At 33.7% G+C, this 22,560-nt stretch carries 19 protein-coding genes; 16 read left to right on the forward strand and 3 right to left on the reverse strand.

Annotated features, from left to right (window positions below; genetic code table 11):
• Positions 1 to 115 precede the first annotated feature (115 nt).
• The 5 genes from H603_RS0102740 to H603_RS0102760 all read left to right on the forward strand — a co-directional run bounded on the left by H603_RS0102740 (position 116) and on the right by H603_RS0102760 (position 8,836).
• Complete coding sequence (locus H603_RS0102740) at positions 116 to 2,713, forward strand: fimbria/pilus outer membrane usher protein (protein ID WP_157510383.1); 2,598 nt, start codon at positions 116 to 118, stop codon at positions 2,711 to 2,713.
• An 866-nt stretch (positions 2,714 to 3,579) separates the two neighbouring features.
• On the forward strand, positions 3,580 to 4,341 hold the full coding sequence (locus H603_RS0102745) for a LytR/AlgR family response regulator transcription factor (protein ID WP_026707143.1): 762 nt from the start codon (positions 3,580 to 3,582) through the stop codon (positions 4,339 to 4,341).
• Between the two features lie 269 nt (positions 4,342 to 4,610).
• Positions 4,611 to 7,451 carry a PAS domain S-box protein gene (locus H603_RS17030; RefSeq protein WP_051219115.1) on the forward strand — a complete coding sequence of 947 codons (2,841 nt, stop codon included), beginning with the start codon at positions 4,611 to 4,613 and terminating at the stop codon, positions 7,449 to 7,451.
• Positions 7,448 to 7,864 carry a response regulator gene (locus tag H603_RS0102755; RefSeq protein ID WP_026707144.1) on the forward strand — a complete coding sequence of 139 codons (417 nt, stop codon included), beginning with the start codon at positions 7,448 to 7,450 and terminating at the stop codon, positions 7,862 to 7,864. The genes H603_RS17030 and H603_RS0102755 overlap by 4 nt, the downstream gene beginning before the upstream one ends.
• A gap of 81 nt (positions 7,865 to 7,945) precedes the next feature.
• Positions 7,946 to 8,836 carry an SDR family oxidoreductase gene (locus H603_RS0102760; protein ID WP_026707145.1) on the forward strand — a complete coding sequence of 297 codons (891 nt, stop codon included), beginning with the start codon at positions 7,946 to 7,948 and terminating at the stop codon, positions 8,834 to 8,836.
• 848 nt (positions 8,837 to 9,684) lie between these two features.
• Here H603_RS0102760 and H603_RS17415 read toward each other — a convergent pair.
• Entirely contained in the window at positions 9,685 to 9,831 is a 147-nt protein-coding gene (locus H603_RS17415; RefSeq protein ID WP_157510384.1) for a hypothetical protein, read from the reverse strand.
• A 382-nt stretch (positions 9,832 to 10,213) separates the two neighbouring features.
• On the opposite strand from H603_RS17415, the gene H603_RS0102770 reads away from it, so the two are divergent.
• From H603_RS0102770 to H603_RS17515, 4 genes are all read left to right on the forward strand, one after another.
• On the forward strand, positions 10,214 to 10,840 hold the full coding sequence (locus tag H603_RS0102770; RefSeq protein WP_026707146.1) for an SOS response-associated peptidase: 627 nt from the start codon (positions 10,214 to 10,216) through the stop codon (positions 10,838 to 10,840).
• 1 nt (position 10,841) lies between these two features.
• The gene (locus H603_RS0102775; RefSeq protein ID WP_026707147.1) at positions 10,842 to 11,180 is read left to right on the forward strand and encodes a hypothetical protein; all 339 of its coding nucleotides are present in this window, start codon (positions 10,842 to 10,844) and stop codon (positions 11,178 to 11,180) included.
• A gap of 371 nt (positions 11,181 to 11,551) precedes the next feature.
• Positions 11,552 to 11,743, forward strand: a complete 192-nt coding sequence (locus H603_RS0102785; RefSeq protein WP_026707149.1) for a hypothetical protein — start codon at positions 11,552 to 11,554, stop codon at positions 11,741 to 11,743.
• Positions 11,744 to 12,554: 811 nt separating this feature from the next.
• The gene (locus H603_RS17515; RefSeq protein WP_026707150.1) at positions 12,555 to 12,890 is read left to right on the forward strand and encodes an Arm DNA-binding domain-containing protein; all 336 of its coding nucleotides are present in this window, start codon (positions 12,555 to 12,557) and stop codon (positions 12,888 to 12,890) included.
• Between the two features lie 173 nt (positions 12,891 to 13,063).
• Here H603_RS17515 and H603_RS0102800 read toward each other — a convergent pair whose 3' ends face one another.
• Positions 13,064 to 14,116: a response regulator gene (locus H603_RS0102800; protein WP_026707151.1), complete on the reverse strand. Its 1,053-nt coding sequence runs from the start codon at positions 14,114 to 14,116 to the stop codon at positions 13,064 to 13,066.
• Positions 14,113 to 15,300 carry a PAS domain-containing sensor histidine kinase gene (locus tag H603_RS0102805; protein WP_026707152.1) on the reverse strand — a complete coding sequence of 396 codons (1,188 nt, stop codon included), beginning with the start codon at positions 15,298 to 15,300 and terminating at the stop codon, positions 14,113 to 14,115. Before H603_RS0102805 ends, H603_RS0102800 begins: the two co-directional genes overlap by 4 nt.
• A 284-nt stretch (positions 15,301 to 15,584) precedes the next feature.
• On the opposite strand from H603_RS0102805, the gene H603_RS17035 reads away from it, so the two are divergent.
• From H603_RS17035 to H603_RS0102840, 7 genes are all read left to right on the forward strand, one after another.
• The gene (locus H603_RS17035) at positions 15,585 to 16,013 is read left to right on the forward strand and encodes a hypothetical protein (RefSeq protein WP_157510385.1); all 429 of its coding nucleotides are present in this window, start codon (positions 15,585 to 15,587) and stop codon (positions 16,011 to 16,013) included.
• A 159-nt stretch (positions 16,014 to 16,172) separates the two neighbouring features.
• Positions 16,173 to 16,484, forward strand: a complete 312-nt coding sequence (locus tag H603_RS0102815) for a hypothetical protein (protein ID WP_051219118.1) — start codon at positions 16,173 to 16,175, stop codon at positions 16,482 to 16,484.
• Positions 16,485 to 16,517: 33 nt separating this feature from the next.
• On the forward strand, positions 16,518 to 17,687 hold the full coding sequence (locus H603_RS0102820) for a porin (protein ID WP_051219120.1): 1,170 nt from the start codon (positions 16,518 to 16,520) through the stop codon (positions 17,685 to 17,687).
• Positions 17,688 to 17,701: 14 nt separating this feature from the next.
• On the forward strand, positions 17,702 to 19,132 hold the full coding sequence (locus H603_RS0102825) for an anion permease (protein WP_026707155.1): 1,431 nt from the start codon (positions 17,702 to 17,704) through the stop codon (positions 19,130 to 19,132).
• 40 nt (positions 19,133 to 19,172) lie between these two features.
• On the forward strand, positions 19,173 to 19,832 hold the full coding sequence (locus H603_RS0102830) for a succinate dehydrogenase cytochrome b subunit (RefSeq protein WP_026707156.1): 660 nt from the start codon (positions 19,173 to 19,175) through the stop codon (positions 19,830 to 19,832).
• A 2-nt stretch (positions 19,833 to 19,834) separates the two neighbouring features.
• The gene (locus H603_RS0102835) at positions 19,835 to 21,748 is read left to right on the forward strand and encodes a fumarate reductase/succinate dehydrogenase flavoprotein subunit (protein ID WP_026707157.1); all 1,914 of its coding nucleotides are present in this window, start codon (positions 19,835 to 19,837) and stop codon (positions 21,746 to 21,748) included.
• A gap of 17 nt (positions 21,749 to 21,765) precedes the next feature.
• Positions 21,766 to 22,512 carry a succinate dehydrogenase/fumarate reductase iron-sulfur subunit gene (locus tag H603_RS0102840; RefSeq protein WP_026707158.1) on the forward strand — a complete coding sequence of 249 codons (747 nt, stop codon included), beginning with the start codon at positions 21,766 to 21,768 and terminating at the stop codon, positions 22,510 to 22,512.
• Positions 22,513 to 22,560: the final 48 nt, after the last annotated feature.

The raw sequence follows: 22,560 nt of genomic DNA on the forward strand, positions 1-22,560 counted from the left end.
ATATAGCGATTTTTTATCATGCTAACTTCCATAACTCTATTCGAAACCTACTGCTTCCTCCATTAGTTACCTTTCAGTGAACACATATTATCTGATGCTACAATATAATGGCTGAATGCATCCATCAAAAAATGTTCCTATCGAAAATCGGCTTCTATTTATCTTGTTTTTCAACCGAAAATCCATTGCTCTAGTATATATATTCATAATAAAATTAGTTTTAATGTCACCCGTGGCTAGAGCGCAAGAACCCGCTTGCGATGAAGTTTTACTTACCTTACAATTCAAACACATTGGTAGTACTGAGTTATCATCAATAATTTGTGGTAAGGAAGTGTATCTTTCTATAAACGAATTGTTTGATTTTTTAAAGATTAAAAACTTCACTAATACTAATTACAGCGTCATTGAAGGTTTTTTTTTGAAGCAGACGAACATTTTCAAAATTGATGTAAACTCCAAACAAGTAAGCTATAATAATAAAATAATTTCATTAGAAGATAATGATTTAATTCGGACGGAAACCAATTTATTTCTTAAGGCGTCTCTTTTTAATGCAATTTTTGAACTTGATAATAGCTTTAACTTTAGCAACTTATCGCTATCGATGTCCTCAAAATTTGAACTGCCAATAGTTAGGGAAGCACGTATTAAACAGCTTCGAGAAAACCTTAAAAAAATCAGGAACGATTTTACTGCTGATTCTACAATAGTTAGAGACAGACCCCTTTTTCATTTCGGAACAGCCAATTGGTCCTTGAATGCCACTCAGCAGGAGAACGGTTTACGTTCAGAAAGACTTCATTTAAATCTAGGAGGCATGCTAGCGGGAGGAGAATTGACAAGCACTCTTAACTATAGTACCAACCAGCCTTTTGTACTAAAAAACCAGCATTACAGATGGCAGTATGTCAATGAAAACAATAAATACATCAATCAGATTACGCTTGGTAGAATAGCAACATCTTTAACGGCTACTATTTTGGATCCTTTAGTTGGTGGTCAAATTACCAATGCACCCACTCGAATCAGAAAATCTTTTGGTACGTATATTTTAAGCGACCACACCCAACCTAATTGGATGGTAGAATTGTACATAAACAATGCGTTGGTCGATTACGTAAAAGCGGATGCTGACGGTTTTTTTTCTTTCAATGTTCCCCTGATGTATGGCAGCACCGAAGTTTCACTCAGATATTACGGTCATTGGGGTGAAGAACAAATTTCAGGTAAAAATTTTGTAATTCCATTTCAACTTCTTCCTAAAAAAGAGTGGGAATATGTATTGAGTTCTGGAATTATACAAGATGGTAAAAATAGTCCTTTTGCTAATGCAAAAGTAAGCTACGGACTTTCGAATTATATTACCTTAGGAGGTGGTATAGAATACGTATCATATTTAAATACTAATAAAACCATAGCCTTTTTCAATTCTTCCGTACGTGCATTGTCTCAATTGTTCATTTCGGGATCGTACTACCCCAATATTATGTACAAAGGATTGTTGAACTATACTGCTTCAAACAAACTCCGGATGGAGCTAGATTACACAAAGTACACTCTGAACCAACAGCTGGTTCGTTTCAATTATTCTGAAGTGCGTAAGGCAGTGATATCATATCCGCTTCATAATCAAAATTTTTCGGGCAATTCTCGATTATCCTTTCAACAAAATTTATTTCAGAATAGCAAACATACCAATGTAGAACTACTATTATCAGGTTCAGGCTACGGCTTAAATTTTAATCTCACTACCAATTCTTTTTTTGCCGGTTCCATAAAGCAACTCATTTATAGTAATCTCTCCACCTCTTTACAGCTTCCAAAAGGCGTTGTTCTTATCCCCCAGTTGAGGTATGAATACAATACTCAAGGTATTACAGTATTAAAAGCAGAATTCAAAAAAAAAATGTTTAAAAAAGGGTTTCTTCAGGTGTCTATTGATCATAATTTTAAAACTGAAGATACTTATATGCAAATAGGTTTTCGATATGATTTCAAATCGATAAATACAGCTTTTACCACCAGTGTCATGCAAGGTAAGTCCACATTTTCTCAAGCGGCTAGCGGAAGCATTATATTTGAGCCTGCAGCAGATTTTATTTCCTTCAATAATAACTTAAGTGTAGGGAGAGCCAGTATAAAATTTATTCCTTTTTTAGATATTAATGGCAATGCAAAGCGAGATTTCAGTGAACCATTAGTATCAGGGTTACAAGTTAAATTGAACAACGGTATACAACATCATGCCAAAGACGGAATAACAATAATTACAGAATTAGAACCTTATATCAAGAATCATGTTGAACTTAATACCACTAGCATTTCTAATATCGCTTGGAGGGTAACTAACAAATCTTTAAACATCATCTTAAACCCCAATCAATTAAAAATTATTGAAATACCCATTATTGTTGTTGGGGAAGTGGCTGGATATATTAATATAAATAAAAAGGGGTCTGTAACTGGAGTTGGTGGCTTGAAAATCAATATATATGATGTCCACGATAATATTATTACGACTCTCCTCTCAGAATCTGACGGATATTTTAGTTTCTTGGGTTTAAAATCGGGTTATTATTCAGCAAAGTTAGATGCTCTGCAATTAAAAAATTTACAAATGGCGGCACAGTCCTCTAACGCAATATTTAAGATTGAAAATGGAGCCAATGGAGCTATAGTAGACAATATAGAATTTGTGCTCTATAAATAAAAACTTAAAGAATACATTGATCTATATTGCAATGAATATCTGAATTACTAATTTAGTGTTTTCTACAGTTTAAGAAGTAAATACAGCCAAATTTACTGCAACCAATACTTCTACTTACGAAGTTTAGGCAAAATTCATTGTATTTCGAGTCCGGTCAAACTATTTATGATGAAAAAATATGAGATATCTATACAGATTTGCAATGGTAGTTACAAACATCTTGAAGATCCCTCCGACTGTCACAATAACCCTTACAAACAAAAATAATTGGAAACAGAAAGCTTGTTAAACCACTGTTACATGCTTTTGAAATAATGACCGAAAACAGATGAGGATTTAACATTTTAAATTCTAATTTCAAAGTATACTGCTATATTTTAAATAGTTAGTCTTAAAATTAAAATATATTTCTAATGTTCGGCATAGTAATTGACCCAAAGACTTAATAATAGGTATGTCAAAATTTAATATGTTTCCCCCTCTAATAAATTTGGGAATAATCTCCTTTAGACATTTCTAAATAAACACTTTCATTTTGGTTTAAACTATTAAGATGATCACATTCGGCGAATGATTAGTTAAAATCAACTAGCATCATTTAGTAATTTCTCTTAAAAATACTTAAATAAAATCTTTACGAATACAGTTATTCGTTTTTAATTACGACTATTACTAAAGTAGCCACGCTTGTTACTTTTGTTTTTAATTGATCTAACCACGAATTATTTAGAATTTTAAACTAGTACTTTAATCCCTTGAATTTTACTCCACACCATAAATTATATTACACTGATTCACAGTGATTAAACTATTTTTCCTATCTAATTAATTTTCAATAAGCCCCTCTAAAATCTATATACCAGCCTATGACTCCTATTAATGCAATAATCATAACCGAAGGAAAAGACACTCTAAAAATCTTAAAAAAATTTGAAGAGGAAAACTTTTTGATTATTAAAATAATCGGGGAAGCCAAATCCATTATTGATGGAATCAGCATCATTCAATTAAAAAAGCCAGACGTAATATTCTTAGATATTATGACAAAAGAAAACCTGTTTTTTGAATTGCTTGAACAATTAGAGTTTAATATCCCAAAGCTGATTTTCATATCGGATAATAAACATTCTGCAATAGAAGCTTTCAAACAAAATGCAGTTGACTTTATCTTAAAACCAATAGATTTTAATTCGATCATATTATCTGTTTATAAATCGATCAAAATAATTGAGATGGAAAGATCGTATCAGAATCAAAAAATAAATGAAATTAATATTTTAAACACCTTTAATCAAACTAATGAATACTTGGCCATATCATCATTAGACAAAGTTGAACTCATCCACATGTCAGAAATTATTTATTGCAAGGCTGATGGAAAATATACTTATTTCATGCTTTTAGATGGTAGGAAAATAGTTTCTAGTAGAAATTTAGGTGAATATATTAAAATCCTAGATAATAACTACTTTTTTAGAATCCATCATTCGTACATAATTAACCTTAGGCACATCGTCAAAATCTCAAAAAAAGATGGTTATTTCTGTGAGTTTCCAAATGGAATTCATCTGCCTGTAGCTAAGAGGAGACAAGATGATTTCAATAAGTTTATAAAGCTTAAGGAATGACAATTTCAGAATCAGAAATTAAAAGTAACTACTAAAACTTGAATACCTTAACACTTTTAGTTCAAGTACCACACTATCGACATATAAGGGTATACTACAACCGAAATGGTAAATTGCAAAATATAGAGTACGATCAAGTATAAAATGAATGATTTTAAAATGATTATACCTTACTAAATAATGGAAAAACAATGTAATAAATAATACAATAAACGCTATAGAAAGGATTTTAATTATGCATAAAATAAATTCTTAAATAGTGTAGGTAGTTGACTGCTAAAAAAAAATTGGCAGTAATTAATAATAACAATGAAGATGAAAATAACACCATGAATATACGCGATATAACACCGCACAAACGGGTGACTGAAAATAATGATAGGGATAATATTAATTTGCAACAGACACTAAATGATCTTACTAAGATTTTGGATTTTTCTTTAGATTTGATTTTATCTTATGATGAACATGGGATAATAAAACGAATAAATAGAGCCTCAGAAATTATTGTGGGATATAAATCCGAGGAATTATTAGGGCAAAAATACGTGAAGTATCTTTTTCACGAGGATGTTGAAAATGCTATACAAGCAGATATTGACATTAAATCTGGCATGCATTTAACTATTTTTGAGAACAGACTAATACATAAGAATGGAAATATTGTTACCTTGCTTTGGTCTGCAGTGTGGGATGAAGCTTCAAAATTGAGCTACTATATTGGAAAGGATATATCTGAAAAAAAAGAATTAGAAAAAGCGTTTGATATTGAAAAGCAGCGCTTTCATGATTTATTTTTACAGGCTCCATCATGCATGGGTGTTTTAAAGGGACCCAATTATGTACATGAATTAGCCAATGAGCTGTACTTACAATTGATAGGTAAACAAAATATTATTGGCAAAACCTTAAAAGAAGTTTTACCTGAACTAGAATCACAAGGAATTTTTGAATTTTTAGATATTGTTTATAAAACTGGCGAAACCTTTTCAGCAAATGAAATGTTAGTAAAATTTGACCCCGATGGAAGTGGACAACTTGTAGATACCTACTTGAATTTTATTTATCAAGCTCATAGAGATACGGATAACAATATTGATGGTATTCTTTTCTTTGTCAATGACGTGACTGAACAAGTTATATCCAGAAAAAAAATTGAGGATAACTTAATACTATACACTTCCCTTATAGAGCAAGCTAGCGATGCAATATGCATCATAGACCCTTTGCATAAAATTATTGAAGTAAATAAGTACGCATGCGATAAATTGGGCTACAATAAAAGAGAGTTTACAGCGCTTTTAATTGAAGATCTTTTTGTAAAAGAAGATCTTGAGGAAAATCCTTTGAAAACTGAAGCCTTAAGACAAGGGAGCACACTGCGAAGTGAAAGGAGGATTAAAAGAAAAGATAATAGTACGATCGATGTGGAACTGTCAGCCAAAATAATGAAAGATGGAAATACAATTCTCTTTGCCCGTGACATAACGGAGCACAATAAAATACAATATGAACTAAAAGAAAGTGAAAAAAAATATAGATACCTTTTTGAAAATAATCCTATGCCCATGTGGGTAATCGATTTACATTCCTTCAAATTTTTAGATGTAAATCCAATTGCTTTACAGAAATATGGTTACAGTCGAGAGGAATTCCTTTCTATGACTGCTCTTGATATACGACCTGAGGAAGATAAAGAGCGTTACATAAAAGCAAATAAATCTTTCCAAAATAGTGAAGCAATCTATGATAAAGGAATTTGGAATCATTGTAAAAAAGATGGCACTCAGATTGTTGTTGAAATTATTTGTCAAGAAATAATGTTCCAAGGAGCCTCCGCACAATTTATTTTATCGAATGAAATCACTGAGCGTAAAAAGGCAGAGGATAACCTTCTAAGAAGTGAGTCTAGGTTAAAAGAAGCGCAATCAATTGCTCATTTTGGGAGTTGGGAACTCAATCTTAAAACAGGCACATTTTTATGTTCTGATGAAACATGTCAAATATATGGACTTCCTTCTGAAAATAATCAACATTCCTATTCTAGTATGCTATCCTTTATCCATCCTGAGGATATCAATCATGTTATGATTACAATATTGAATCAATGGCATAATACATCCAATAACATCGCACTTGATTTCAGAATCATTATAAAAGATGGTACAATAAAACATATCGCTTCAGAGTCAAAATTTGAGTTCGATAAAGATGGAAAACCTAGTAATTTATTTGGCATATCAAATGATGTAACTGAAATAAAAACAGCAAAAATACAACTAGAAAGGCAAAATGAGGAACTTGCTTTGCAAAATATTGAAAAAGAACACCGAGCAAATGAATTAATAATTGCCAACAAAGAACTTGCATATCAAAATTTGGAAAAAGAGGAGCGTGCAAACGAATTATTAAATACCAATAGAGATCTTATCAAGACAAATACCGAGCTGGATCGTTTTGTCTATAGTGTGTCACACGATTTACGTTCGCCTCTTACCTCCATTCTAGGGCTGATTTCTTTTATTGAAGAAGAGAGTAAAGAGGCCGATACCCTTGAACATATTATTATGATTCGAAATAGTGTGAATCGTTTAGATGAGTTTATAAAAAAAATACTTAGCTATTCTAGAAATAACCGTACCGGTTTAGATATTGAAAAAATTCAATTGCAGGATACTACCATGGACATAATAAAGTCGCTTCAAAACACAAAAGAAGCAAACTGCATCGATTTCGAAGTAAATATACTTGAAAAAAATCCTTTTTACTCCGATAAAATGCGCTTTACCACCGTTCTTGTTAACCTTATTTCAAATGCAATTAAATTTCAGAAAGAAGTACAGTCCAGTAAGTATATTAAGATAATTGGCCAATGCGATCAAGAAGCATTACACATTACTATAGAGGATAATGGAATTGGAATAAATCCGGCCTATCATTCTAAAATATTTGAAATGTTTTTTCGCCTTTCAGGAATTAAAGACGGATCTGGAATAGGACTGTATATAGTTAAGGATACTCTAGACCTACTACAGGGCAGTATCAAGATAAAATCCGAAGTAGGAACTGGAACTACATTTACAATTGTTATAAAAAATTTAAGAAAATGAAAGACGAATTAAATCAAAAATTTGAAAGAGTAATGCTCATAGACGATAATATCATAGATCTCTATATTGCTTCGCGAATTATAGTTAAAAATAATTTTGGACAAGAAGTAATGAAATACTCAAATGCACAAGATGCTTTGCAGTTTCTTCAAGATAATCATGACAAAATTTCTACTCTACCTCAAATAATTTTTGTCGACATTTACATGCCGCTTATGTCAGGATTTGAATTTTTAGAAGCCTATAATCATCTACCACCAAACGTTAAAAGACATTGTCAAATTTTTGTCATCTCATCAACTATTGATGATCTCGACATTGCTCGGGCCAACAAAGATGAAAATGTAGTACGCTTTCAAGTCAAACCAATTAACAAAACATTTCTTGATCGCATTGCATTTGTTAATACTTAAATTTCTTATCCTATATCATATAGTTAACATATAACTTCTTATACATTTGCATTTAGATAATTGCCAAATAAAAATAAAATTATGTCTGATACAATACTTCCTAAAATATTGATTACAGGTGCGACTGGTCAAGTAGGTGGTAAAACGCTACGATGTCTTTTATCAGACACTTCCATCGAAGTCATCGCTGCAGTTCGCACAGCAGAAAAAGCAATTCCTTTTTCTAAAAAGGGAATTAAAACTGTTATTCTAGATTTTGATGACGCAAGTACACATGAAGCAGCTTTGAAAGGGATTGATCGTCTATTTATGGTGACGGGATATACAGTAGATATGTTACGCCAAAGCAAGGTTTTATTAGATAATGCTAAGAAAGCTGGGCTCCAGCACGTAGTCCATTTAGGAGCTTGCGGTCCAGACGATGCTACAATTGGACATTGGGTATGGCATCAGCTCGTAGAAAGGTATATTGAATGGCATGGATTTTCATATACCCATTTACGCCCCCAAGATTTTATGCAAAACGTAGTAACCTATGGAAGTCAACAAGGAACGCAAAATGGAGTGATCAACGCCTACGTTGATAATGCTCGATTAAGCTGGGTTGATGTTGATGATGTAGCACAAGTTGCAGCAGTGACTCTAGCAGTTCCCGAACTGCACAATGGTAAAACGTATCGTTTAAGCTACGATGCAAAAACATTCGAAGAAATTGCAGCACTTATGACAACTATTGTCGGCAAACCATTCCGCTATGAGCCTCTTTCACCGGAGCTATTTTTGCAAAAGATGCAAGCAGCAGGTGCTGAAATGGCATACATGCAATGTGTATATGATCACTGGAAACAGCATGCACGGGGCACTATACCAAATGCTAGTGAAACCTTTGATAACTTTTATGGGATTACTGGTAAACAACCTAGTACCTGGTCTAACTTCATAGCTAAAAACAAAGTGTTATTAGATTATTAGTTATTCATTTTTAGAAGGGTATAAAAAATGTAAACTCCACAAAATTAAACATTTATATCAATAATCAATACATAGGAAATAAAGCATTCTTAATTAATTTTCGGCCAGAAATTAATTACTGATCTGAATAAAATTTTTAAAGTAATACTAACGTTAAAATATTTTTTTTCTAAACATTTAGCTGTTTCCTCCATCTTGAAAACGTAGTTTCTGTTATTAATTCTCGATATTCTATACTAATGCTAATTTCAATTAATTTTATCGATATAATTCCTATGACCAATTATGCTATATAAATTAAGTTTTTCTCCTCTGCTCCTCTTTACTGACCTGACATTCTTTATCATGGATCCATTCTAAAAGAGGAGTTACAAGTTTGTTTTTATTGTACAATATTATTAGAAGATTCATAAATAAAACCCATGTGTATTTAATAAATCCTTTGGTCCAATTGCAAGAATGAAATTAAAATATCTCTTACAATACTTTTGCATTAAATAATCAAAAAAATGCGCAAAAACGTATATAAAAGAAATTATTATTTTTATTTCAGTTCCTATTTAGCTTAAAATAATTTCATACTAAATATTTTAGTTCCCGATTAAGATTACAGTGATTAGTTATCCGAATATATCCAGTTTGCAAAATTCCCTCTTTCCCCCTATATCAATGGGCTTATCCTTCCGGTTACGAATTGCTACTTTTATCAACTGCATTCATTGCAATTATTACAAGTAATGATTATAATCTTTGTGATACTGATTTTTAATTCTTAATCAAACATTTAGAACTACCTATAATTGATATATAAGTTTCTTAACTGATAGCACTGAAAACAACATTATAAGTTACTGCTGAGCTTCCACTTCTTTAGGAAAAATTAAAACTTGTATTTTTGCCATATTCCCATCTATGATTACGTTAGGGCAATAAAAACTAAAAACAAAAGTATATAAATCTTGAATTCTAAAAGAAGTAATTGAATAGTTTTTCATAAAAAGCAATTCATATCATACATGGCCCAAAATGATCATAGTGATTTGAGGCAAATCTTTATTAATTGCTTTCAAGCCATTGACGACTATTTTATATTAACAGATAATTCAACCATTATCTCCTAAAATGAAATAAATATTTATTTTCTACATTTATTTTCTGACGACAAGTTTTTCATAGCTCTCCATTGAAACTTTAAGCCTGATAAAATTCCTTTTATATAAAATATAATTATTCAAGACCTTAAAACCAAAATGATAATTTAGTTTTTACAAATAAAGTTGATTACACATTTACTATATATCTATTAATTTTTTATTTTTGTGATTAGGGCAACCTTCAATCGAACTGCAATAATTAAAATTATTCAATCCAAGTGGTATGTGTTACGATGTTGATCAAAAAGCGAATTTGTTGGCGGCAAGGACGCGGTTCAATACTGAGATAAAAGAGTATGACTCATACCATGAAGGCACTTTTATAAATGGTTTTTCACATCCCAACATTCCAATTATAACAAACTCATCTCCTGATGTAATTACCACTGATCACTCATGGGGACTTATTCCTAGTTGGTCAAAAGATATTGAATTTAGAAAGAACACTTTGAATGCCAGAATAGAAACAGTAGAAGAAAAACCTTCCTTTAAGAATGTGACAAACAATCGTTGTTTAATTATTGCAACTTCTTTCTATGAGTGGCGATGGCTAGATGAAAAAGGGAAATCAAAAGAGCGATATCAGATCTATTCTCAAGAACAGGAGGTTTTCGCTTTCGCTGGATTGTATAGTTTTTGGACCAACCCGGCTAATGGAGACGTGATGAAGACCTATACCATGATTACCACTCAAGCAAATGAGCTAATGGAATACATTCACAATCATAAAAAAAGGATGCCGCTAATTATTAATCGCGAAGATGAAAAAGCTTGGCTTGATACAAATAATAAAATAAAGGATTTTGCATATCCATACCAAGATAATATTGTTGGCTTTAAAATAGATTAATATGAAAAATGAATATTACAATGGAGTAACTGATGAAGATTTTGTAAAATACTTTGAAGGTATTTTGCACTACAGAGTGGAACTTACACAATATCAATATCCTTTTGAACAGATAGAACCTCAAGAGGCGATTGACGATCATATAGTTAGATCCCAAAGAAGCCTATTCGAGTACATACTTGAATCTGTAAGAGCATCAGTTGATCAGATAGATGATAAAATAGAAGAGGATGAAACGTTATTCATATTCAATAAAAAAAAGACAAAAATACTGCCCATGCTTACTGGTATAATCGGTAATTATATTGAATCTGTGAAAGTGAATTATATTAATCTGTAAATGCTTTTAAACTTAGTTTTTGGCTTTGATTGTTTCCAATTGTTATATATAGTAGTGGTTACTGGATCTAATAATTTAGGCGATGAGTACAATTCAATAAGTAATATTTCAAATATCAAAACTGAGCTTAGTTGGAAATATCCAAGTATAAAAAAAATGAAGATATTATATTTCCATAATAAATATATTTTCACCAAAATCAGGAGAGAGCATCTAAATAAAATCATAATCAGGGATTTTATTAAATAGGTGATAAATATTTTTAATCATATATTTAATCTATGGTCTAACTTAAATTATGTTCTAATTTGTAACATTCAAAAAGGATTAAAATTTATTTATATCCTCTAATTTTGTGCAAAAACAGCACTATGGATAACTCTAAGTATTTTGACAAAATTCCCGAAATAGAAGAAGCTAAAGAAAAACTTCACGATGCAATTGAACTTTTTTTAAATGAAGAGATTTCGTTTGAAGAATATGAAGCTTTTCAACAAGCAGTATCTGACGCTTGTGACAAGTATGATTTTAACGGAAACTTAAAAAGCACTACTAAATCTTAGTATTTTTTTTGTTTCATTCATGTCCCGCCCTAATATAACGATATACCAATAGTATTTTTAAGAAAAAGTAAAAATAACCACGCTATAATAGACGGACTCAGAAAGATTGTTCGTTTTATAAAAAAAGTTAAATATGGAATAAGGTATGTACTCTTATTTATCTCCCTTAAACAGAATAATTTAAATTAAAACTTTATTATTTGGGTAATTTATGTTTTAGTATCCCACCAATCTGTATTTCCATGCATCCTTAAATATTAGAAGAAATCTCACATATAATTTTAATTGTATTTCTCACCTCATTGATGAGTTCTCTTGTTAATCCTAATAACTGAGAATGCCTATGTAATATTTTTTTATTAGCTTGTACAATTCCTTTTGAAATTACGCTACCTTTGCATTTCGATATACATGAATTAATACGTTCATTAAAATCAAGTCAATCGCCTCATAACATGACCATTTAACTATCAAATTGATTAAATTTTTTTTATGGCAAAATCGTGGCACATTAAGTTTTAAATTTGGAGAAATGTAGCATAGATAAGGGTTCAGCCGAATAGGTTCGAATCCTACTCTCCCCACAAATTTTTAAGCCTGCAAATCCAACGATTTGCAGGCTTTTTTCATTTTCTCCACTTTGTCAAAATTTATAAAATCGCTCAAAGTTTCTATGGCAGAATCGTGGCACATTTGTGTTTTTCGAAAATGTGCCACAGAATATGAGTTAAACCCTTATACACACAGGGGTTAACGTGCTTAACGACTTGATTTTTTGACGTTATAATTCTACATTTATTAATCCTAAAAGTTGAATTATGTTAGAAAGCAGTTTTGGGCTTGTTATCTTTTTGCCCCTCCCCGCAATGAAAGTAAAATTAGAACCATTTATCTTAGAATTACAGTAGATGGGATACCTAAAGAAACATCTACGAAACGTAAATGGGATATCTCACGTTGGGATCAAAAATTAGAAAGAGCAATAGGAACTAAGGAAGATGCAAAATCTATTGATATGTTCTTAGAGTCTCTTGCAATGAAAATCAATGAGTACAAAACCGAGAGCATGTACAACGGGAAGCAAATTACTGCTCAGAAAGTTATGGATTACATTCTGGGAAAATGCTACGAGAGCCAAAGTACTTGAAGAGTTCCAAAAACATAATGAGGAAATGACGGCTTTGCTGGGTAAAGGATACGCAAAAGGAACTCTCGATCGTTTCACTATCACCATCAATCATGTAATACCTTTTATTCGACTTAAATTTAATGCTGAAGATGTTGAATTTTCTGATTTCTTTTCAGCTGCTAGCAGCCATTTTAATTCTTCATTCTGCTAATTTTATTGTAATCTAAAATTACAATGTAGCTTCCTTTTTTTTCGATCAAACCTTCGTTTCTAAATTCTGTTAAAGTTCTGCTGACCGTTTCTGGAGCTGTACCAGACATGGCCGCAAGATCATCTCGCGTTATTTTAATGCTGTTACCTTGAACCTCATCTTCAAAGATGAAAATTTTAAGCAGTGATTCTGCTACTCTTTTTCGAACAGATTGGTACGCTATCAATAATAAATGGGTGTCCTTTGAACGAATTTCATTCGATAAAATTTTAATAAATTTCTCGGCTACATCTGGATACAATTTTATCAGTTCTTCAAATTGTTCTTTTGGAAAAAAACACAATTCGCTATCTTCAATTGCCGTTGCTGTATCTGTAAAAGTCGCATGACAGAGAATGGTATTAATTCCCAAAAAATCATTGCATTGATAAATACCCGTCATCAGCTCCCGACCATCTTCAGCCATTTTTACCGTTTTAATCTTACCTGAAATAACAAGGTAAATTCCAACAGCACGATCACCTTCGTAGTGAATAACTTGATTTTTTTTAAAAGGTCTGCGAGCATGCGTATCTATTATTTTTTTAAGTTCAGCTATTCCCTCTTTACTAGAACTTCCCGTTACATTCGTACCAATAGTATCTTTATAAAATTCTTGTTCTACTTTTTTTTTATTCAGTCGGCTCTCTATTGCTTGCAACAGTTCAATATCATCAAATGGTTTGGTCAGGTAATCGTCTGCTCCCATTTCCATCGCTTTTCTTAAATCTGGTCGCTCTGACTTTGCTGTAATAAATATAAACGGAATTGTGCTTGTTGCTGGATTTTTATTAAGCAAATATAAAACGCCGTAGCCGTCAAGCTCAGGCATCATAATATCACATAAAATTATGTCTGGCATGTTAGAAATTGCAGACTCTACTCCTACTTTACCATTATTGGCTTGAAAAACGGTGTACCCGCTCAAAGTAAGTATTTCTACAACGTTCTCTCTAATGTCATTGTGATCTTCTATAATTAATACTTTGCTCATGATAAAGGAAATTTTAATGTAAATAGTGTTCCATCCTGCGTATTACTTTTAAATTCAACTGTACCATTCATCAAAGAAACGTAGCGATTAACGATATTTAAGCCTAAGCCTGTGCCGGGAATGCTAGCTGTATTGTGTGCTCTAAAGAAGGCCTGAAATAAATATTTTTGTTCCTCTAACGGAATACCTATGCCATTGTCGTGAACAGATAAAGTACAGTGTGAATCTGTAATTTCTGTTACTAAATTAATGCAACATGTATCACCAGAATATTTGATGGAATTAGTAATTAAATTAATCGCACAATTTTTTAATAAATTGATATCTAAGGACACCATGGTTTCGTTACCTAAATGCTTATAATTAATTTTTTGATTGGCTTTTGCCAATAACTGCATCTCCTCGGTTAATTCTTTAGAAAACATAGTCAAATCAAAACTAGTAATACTAACTATCATCTTACCTACTTCTAATTTTTCAACATAAAGAAAATCATTAAGAATAGCAGTCAAATTCATCACCGAATTTTTAATTTTGCTCACATGTTTACTTATGGGACCGCTCTTAAACGGTTCTGCATACTTTTCAATCAATGAAGCAGATAGTTGCACCGTACTTAGTGGCGTTCTAAATTCATGTGAAGCCATCGACAAAAATCTATTTTTTAATTTACTAAGTTCCTTTTCTTTTTCTAATGAAATGCTGACTTTTTCTTTAGCTTTTTCTAAAGCAAAAATCGTATCATTAAGCGACTTGGTCCTAACTTCAACTAATGTCTCCAACTCTGCGGCATAATTTTTAAATCGTTCTTCATCAATTTTCTGTTGGGTGAGATCATGTATAAATCCTGCATACATTGTTTTCCCTGAATATTGAACCTCACTGACTCCCAGTTTCATTGGAAATTCTTGCCCTCCTTTGCGTAATCCTATCAGTTCTCTACCAGTGCCTATTATACTTGGCTTTCTTGTGTTTTTATAATCTCCTAGGTAGCCATCATGTTTTCCCTTATCGTTTGAAGGCATCAGCATAGCTATATTTTGACCTATAACTTCTTCTTCTAGGTACTCAAATAGAATACAACCAGCGGGATTAATAGATTCTACAATTCCGTTTTCGTCAATAGTGATGATCCCATCCAAAGCATTTTGCACAAGAGCATATAAAAGAGCGGCGTTGTTCATCTAATTATCGATCAAATTATGATGATCTGGATAAAGAACGACTATTTAAACTCAGTAAAGGAATTAGGTGACTTTAATAACAGCATAACTCGCATGTACCCTCTATTTTAATATAAAAAGAAATAACTTGGGTATTTTCTTTCAATTTAATAAGGTTTTTAATTCGGTGATACATCCTTTTGATTTATAAAAAGTGATTTACATCATAAAGCTACATGTTTTTAATCACGACTAATGATGCGCTTTTATTGCTCCTTTGCCATTATCAAATAATACAGTCTATGATGTCGCATAAAACGCTCCCAGTACACCGACTTCTTCTCAAAGAAGATGCTGAAATATTAACCGTTTTTCAAACAGCATTAACACATATGGGGTCAAGAACTCCCATTTCTTTATATCGAAATATAGAATCATGTCTGCAAAATTTGAAGGAGATGCCTAATATGGATACCCCTATTTTATTTTTTTACTTAAATAAAAATGTGCGAAAGTGTACCAAAGAAATCGCAACTATTAGAAAATACTTAAAAAGTAAAGATCTCTCTATAATAGTGTATGATTCCAAGGCTTCCTCTTTTGATGAAGACATACTAAAGGCAGGAGCCAACATCTATATCAAGAAATCAAATAATGTTATAGAACGCAATAAAGTGTTGCAGCATGTAATTAATAGAAATTGGCAATTTGAACAAGGCTGCTTTAATCGTTAAACCTATGTCTTATCGGTTTAATTAAAATTTTACCAATGATCGAAAGCAAAATTTCAAAGACTGATCTACGTCATTTCGAATGCGCTGTTCTTTGCCCAATTTTGTCACTTGTAGAAAGAAAAATAAGAACCGAACACCCACTACTAAAGCAAAATTATTATGAACGAAGTAAACATGGATAGCTTAGTAACGATAGCAGCATATGTCGATAATTTAGGATTTACATCGCAATTTGAGGTAAATGGAAAGACTCTGAGTTCGCTTAAAACCGATCAACATTTTATGCCTGATCAAATAAAAATCATTCATTTTTATCGATTTGAAGGGAATTCAAGTCAAGATGATAATTCTATCATGTATGCCATTGAAACTGATACTAACGAAAAAGGAACTATAGTCGATGGTTATGGAACCGCATCTGACACTTCAACTGCCGACTTCATGCGTGCGGTGACCGACATTCAAAAGTAGTAGCAATCGTTCACCATCTTTAAAATAAATTATATGAATTTAAAAAACAAACTGTCCTTTGTCTTTCTTGTGGTATTAGTCAACTTTAATTTTTTATTGGCACAACAGCGAGATAGAACCTCATCTACAGACAGCATTTCTAATTACTCTACCTATAAAAGAGCATTAAGTTTTGGAGGTGTAATGCAAACACGCTATGTATATTCACTAACTGATAATACTGATATTGACGGTAAAAATTATATATCAAGTGATGAAACGGCTATTACAAACACCTTTACAGTTAAAAGAGCCAGAATACTGGTTAAGGCCAATATTAATGATCACTTTTCAGCAAATATATTAGTGAACCTAGCAGATTTCAGTGGGAACCCTACCAATAAAGTCTTAGAGAATGCCTATATCAAATACAGTCAAAGCAACTATTTTCATGTGCAGGTAGGACAATTTCGTCCCGCTTTTGGTGTAGAAGATGCCCTCTCAGTAGATGTTATTCGAACTCTAGATTTTTCAAATCAATACTACTCTTTCGGTAAAAATGGATGGCAAAGTTTTCAGATAGGGATGTCCGTCTTTGGAGATCTGACCAAGAAAGGTGATTTGCGTTATTTTATGGGCGTGTATAATGGTAATAATAAAACCCAGAAGAGTGACGATAATAATGGCAAAAATGGGTACCTAAGATTAGAAACTGATATAGTCAAAAATTTCACCCTAGGCGCAAATGTCGCCACAGGAAGCATCGCTACCAGCGGTACAGGATATGCTTATGGTGTCGATTTAACAGCTAGATTACCCTTGTCCAATAAATTTCAGCTTTTGCTTATGGCTGAAGCAAAAATAGGGTCTAATTTCCTAGAGTATAATGCTGCAACTGCAGATGACACGGTAATAATAAAATCAGCCTTATCAGACTACAATATGCACGGGTTTTACTTTCTCCCTACCCTCAAATATGACTTACAGAGTAAGCGAATTCGTGCGATAGAATTCTCTTCTCGCTACGAATATTTAGACGACAATTACAAATTGAACAGCAATGCCCGTCAAACAATCATTCCTAATCTTAGTTTAATATTTGCTGACGATTATTATGCAGCATTACAAATGGGAGTATCAATAGATTGGTATAAAAAAGAAGTACCATTAACAACAACAAATAGTCATAATCTAGCCTACGTTCAATTGCAAATACGATTTTAATAGATAACTAAAACATGAAAGAGATTAATTTTAAGTCCTTACTGATAACAACGATTATTGGGCTGACCATCTGGTTCATTCCTGCTCCTGAAGGAGTTCAACCAAATGCTTGGCATTTACTTGCCATTTTTGTAGCAACCATTGCTGGAATTATATCAAAAGCAGCATCAATGGGAACAATGGCCGTTATAGGAATGACATTATGTGCAACAACGCAGGTCTTAGCTCCTGGCGATCCTAAAGCTTCAATCGTAAATGCCCTCAGCGGTTTTGGTAACTCGACTATTTGGCTTATCGGTTTGGCTTTTTTTATTGCTAGAGGTTTTATAAAAACGGGATTAGGAACTCGAATTGCCTATAACTTTATAAAGATCTTTGGTAAAAGCCCGCTAGGATTAGCTTACGGTCTTAATACTGCCGACTTGATATTGGCTCCAGCCATACCTAGTAACACGGCAAGAGCTGGTGGAGTTATTTTTCCGATTATGAAATCTATTGCAGTAAATATGGGTTCGATACCAGAAAAACCAGAAACGCATCGCAAAATTGGTGCATTTTTAACCTTAAGTAGTTACAATGCCAATATGATTACATCGGTAATGTTTTTAACAGCTACAGCGAGTAATCCTATGGCACAAAAGTTTGCTGCTGATCAAGGAATTATAATTACCTGGGGAAGTTGGGCTATTGCTGCTGCCGTACCAGGGCTAATCTGTTTTATTTTAGTCCCTATATTTTTATATAAAGTATTTCCGCCAGAACTGAAAGAAACGAAAGAAGCGCCTGCCATTGCAGCAAAGCAACTTTTAGAAATGGGATCAATATCTACCAAAGAATGGCTTATGGTCGCTACTTTTATTATCCTGCTGATACTCTGGATCTTTGGTAATCTTTTTTCTATTGATGCCACTACGGGAGCATTGATCGGACTTTGTATTTTGCTATTAAGTAGCGTTCTTACGTGGGAAGATGTAAAATCAGAAAAAGGTGCATGGGATACTATCGTGTGGTTTTCATCATTAGTAATGATGGGCTCGTATCTTAATTCATTGGGGTTTGTAGGGTGGTTTGGTAATTTGGTGGGTAATGAGCTTTCTGGCCTAAGTTGGCAATTGGCTTTCCCTCTTATAATAATCGTGTATTCTTACTGTCACTATATGTTTGCAAGTGCCACCGCACAAGTAGCTGCCATGTACTCTGTGTTTTTAGCAGTAGGTATTGCAGTAGGAGTTCCAGGAACTATGTTAGCAATATTTTTGGGTGCTTGTGCCACTTTGATGGGCTCTATTACACACTATGCGCATGGACCTGCCCCTATCTTTTTTGGAAGCACTTATGTAGATTTAAAGGATTGGTGGAAACAAGGCTTTTTTATGAGTGTATTGTTTCTATTGGTTTGGTTCTTAATCGGAGGCGTTTGGTGGAAAGTAATTGGTTTATGGTAAGAAAATTAGTTCCCGATAGCACTATTTATAAAAACAGAATATGAAAACAACCACACTTCAATACAAACTAATCATGGCTGCCACGGGATTATTCTTGTGCTTCTTTTTAGTCATACATCTTTTGGGAAACCTGCAGCTATTGTTACCTGCAGCTCGTGCTCAGGAACAATTTAATTGGTACTCCCATCTCTTATCTGGAAATATCTTAATTAAAATAATCTCATGGGTTTTGTACCTCTCCTTAATAAGTCATGCTGTATATGCACTTCTAATTACTCGAAAAAGTAAAAAAGCAAATGCAAGTAGTTATTATTATGATAAACGCAAAGTGTCAAGTCCATGGAGCAGTCGAAATATGGGAATATTAGGCACTATCATTTTGATTTTCTTAGTGATTCATTTTAAAGATTTCTGGTATGTTTACATGTTTACAGATCTACCACTAGATGCTGCAGGCAACAAAGATCTATACACTATTGTTATTACAACCTATGACCAACTTTGGTATGTGCTGGTCTATGAAGTTTCATTTTTAGCTTTAGGCTTTCATTTACTGCATGGCTTTTTTAGTGCCTCACGTACATTGGGTCTTTATCATCCTAAATACGTAAAAGCCGTGAAAGTTTTTGGTTGGATGTACACACTATTGATCACTTTGGGTTTTATGGCCATTCCGCTATACATCCATTTTATAAAATAAATATCATGATGAATTCAAAAATACCAGAGGGAGCAATCAATGAGAAATGGAGCAATTACAAAGCAAAAGCGCAACTTGTAAACCCTGCTCACCGTAAAAAACTAAATGTAATTGTTGTAGGCACCGGTCTTGCCGGGGCATCATGTGCAGCCTCCTTGGCAGAGCAAGGGTATAACATACAATCCTTTTGCTTTCAAGATTCGCCTAGACGTGCACATTCAGTGGCGGCTCAAGGTGGTGTTAATGCTGCAAAAAACTATAAAAACGATGGAGACAGTGTATTTCGCATGTTTTATGATACCATCAAAGGAGGCGATTTTCGCTCTCGCGAAGCAAATGTCTATCGGTTAGCAGAATGTTCCGCAAATTTGATCGATCAAGCAGTGGCACAAGGAGTTCCTTTTGCAAGAGAATATAGCGGCTACCTCAACAACCGCTCTTTTGGAGGTGTTCAAGTATCACGAACGTTTTATGCTCGCGGGCAAACGGGGCAACAACTAATGTTGGGTGCCTACCAAGCGTTCATGAGGCAAGTAGGAAAAGGAAAAATAAAGTCTCATACGCGCCATGAAATGTTAGAATTGGTGGTGATTGATGGTAAAGCAAAAGGCATCATTGCTCGCAATCTTGAAACGGGTGCTTTAGAACGTCACGTAGCAGATGCTGTCGTGCTGGCAACAGGCGGGTATGGAAAAGTATATTACCTTTCTACTCTTGCCATGGGATGCAACAGTTCTGCGATTTGGCGTGCCCATAAAAAGGGAGCTTATATGGCTGGAGTAAGCTGGATTCAGTTTCATCCTACCTGTCTTCCTCAAGTGGGAGCAACACAATCAAAATTAACCTTAATGTCGGAATCATTGCGAAATGATGGACGTATTTGGGTTCCCAAAAAAGCGGGAGATGATCGAAGACCAAACGATATTCCAGAAGAAGAACGGGATTATTATCTCGAACGCCGCTACCCTACTTTTGGTAATTTGGCACCTCGTGATATTGCCTCGCGTGCGGCTAAAGAACGAATTGATGCCGGTTGTGGAATTGGCCCAATGAAGAATGCCGTTTGCCTTGACTTTTCTAAAGCCATTGCAGAACAAGGCAAAGAAGCTATCGAAGCCAAATACAGCAATCTATTTACTATGTATTTGAAAATAAATGGCATCGATGCTTATAAAGAACCAATGCTTATTTCGCCAGCGGCACATTTTACAATGGGCGGTTTATGGGTAGATTATAATTTAATGACCACAATACCTGGTTTATTTGCACTGGGCGAAGCTAATTTCTCTGATCATGGTGCCAATCGACTTGGTGCCAACTCTTTACTTCAGTCTTGCGTAGATGGCTATTTTATAGCCCCTTATACCATTCCGGATTATTTGGCAGGCGAATTAAAAAATGCCAAAGCAACGATTGAAGATCCCGCATTTATAGAAGCAGAAAATGCCGTTAGAAAACAGTTGACCCAATTTTTAAATACTGATGGACACCTTTCTGCTGATTATTTCCATAAAACAATAGGCAAGTTATTATATGACAAATGCGGTTTATCCAGAAATAAAGAAAACCTTGAACAAGCCATTATCGATATTGCTCAATTAAGAATTTCATTCGAAAAAGATTTAAAAATCACTGGAGACGACACCTTAAATAGTGAACTCGAAAAGGCTGGTCGAGTAGCTGATTATTTAGCCCTTGCCGAATTGATGTGTTACGACGCATTACAAAGAGAAGAATCTTGCGGGGCACACTTTAGAGAGGAATTTCAAACGGCTGAAGGTGAAGCATTGCGTAACGATGATAACTTCTGTTATGTGTCTGCATGGGAGTTTAAAGGAAAAAATATAGCACCGGAATTACACAAAGAACCTTTGGTGTTTGAAGCTGTCAAACTAAGCGTAAGAAGTTATAAATAAAAGAAAAGAGAAAAAGCATGAAATTACACTTAAAAATATGGAGACAGTTGAACGCTGCTTCAAAAGGAGAAATGATTGAATATGAGGTAAGTGAAGTATCTGAACACATGTCTTTTTTGGAAATGCTTGATATGCTAAATGAATCATTAATACAACGTGGAGAGCGCGTAATCGAATTTGATCACGATTGTCGCGAAGGTATTTGTGGTCAATGCGGTATCATGATAAATGGTAGAGCACATGGTCCCTTGACACACACTACAACGTGCCAGCTCCATATGCGAAGTTTTAAGGATGGAGACACCATTTATTTGGAGCCATTCCGTGCGTCAGCTTTCCCCATTCTAAGAGATTTAAAAGTAAATAGAAAATCTTTTGACTCGATTATCGAAGCGGGAGGCTATATTTCGGCGGCAATTGGACAAACGCCAGAGGCTAATAGTATACCCGTGAGTTATGAAGCAAGTGAAGCGGCTTTTGACTCTGCTGCTTGTATAGGTTGTGGCGCTTGTGTGGCCACATGCAAAAACTCTAGTGCAGCTTTATTTACTTCGGCAAAAATAAATCATCTCGTTCAGCTTCCTCAAGGAAAACTGGAAGCAGCAGATCGAGTACTTAGCATGGTTAGCCAAATGGACGCCATGGGTTTTGGGAATTGCTCCAATACAGAAGCTTGCGAAGTAGAATGCCCTCAGGATATTTCAGTTCTCAATATTGGTCGAATGAATTATGAATATAATAAAGCATTGTTACTGCGTAAATAAAAAACATTCGCACACTGTCGGTAGTGCCACCAAATCACTTGTATTAAG

The organism is Flavobacterium frigidarium DSM 17623 (genome assembly GCF_000425505.1).
In the GTDB taxonomy this organism is placed as follows: Bacteria; Bacteroidota; Bacteroidia; order Flavobacteriales; family Flavobacteriaceae; genus Flavobacterium; species Flavobacterium frigidarium.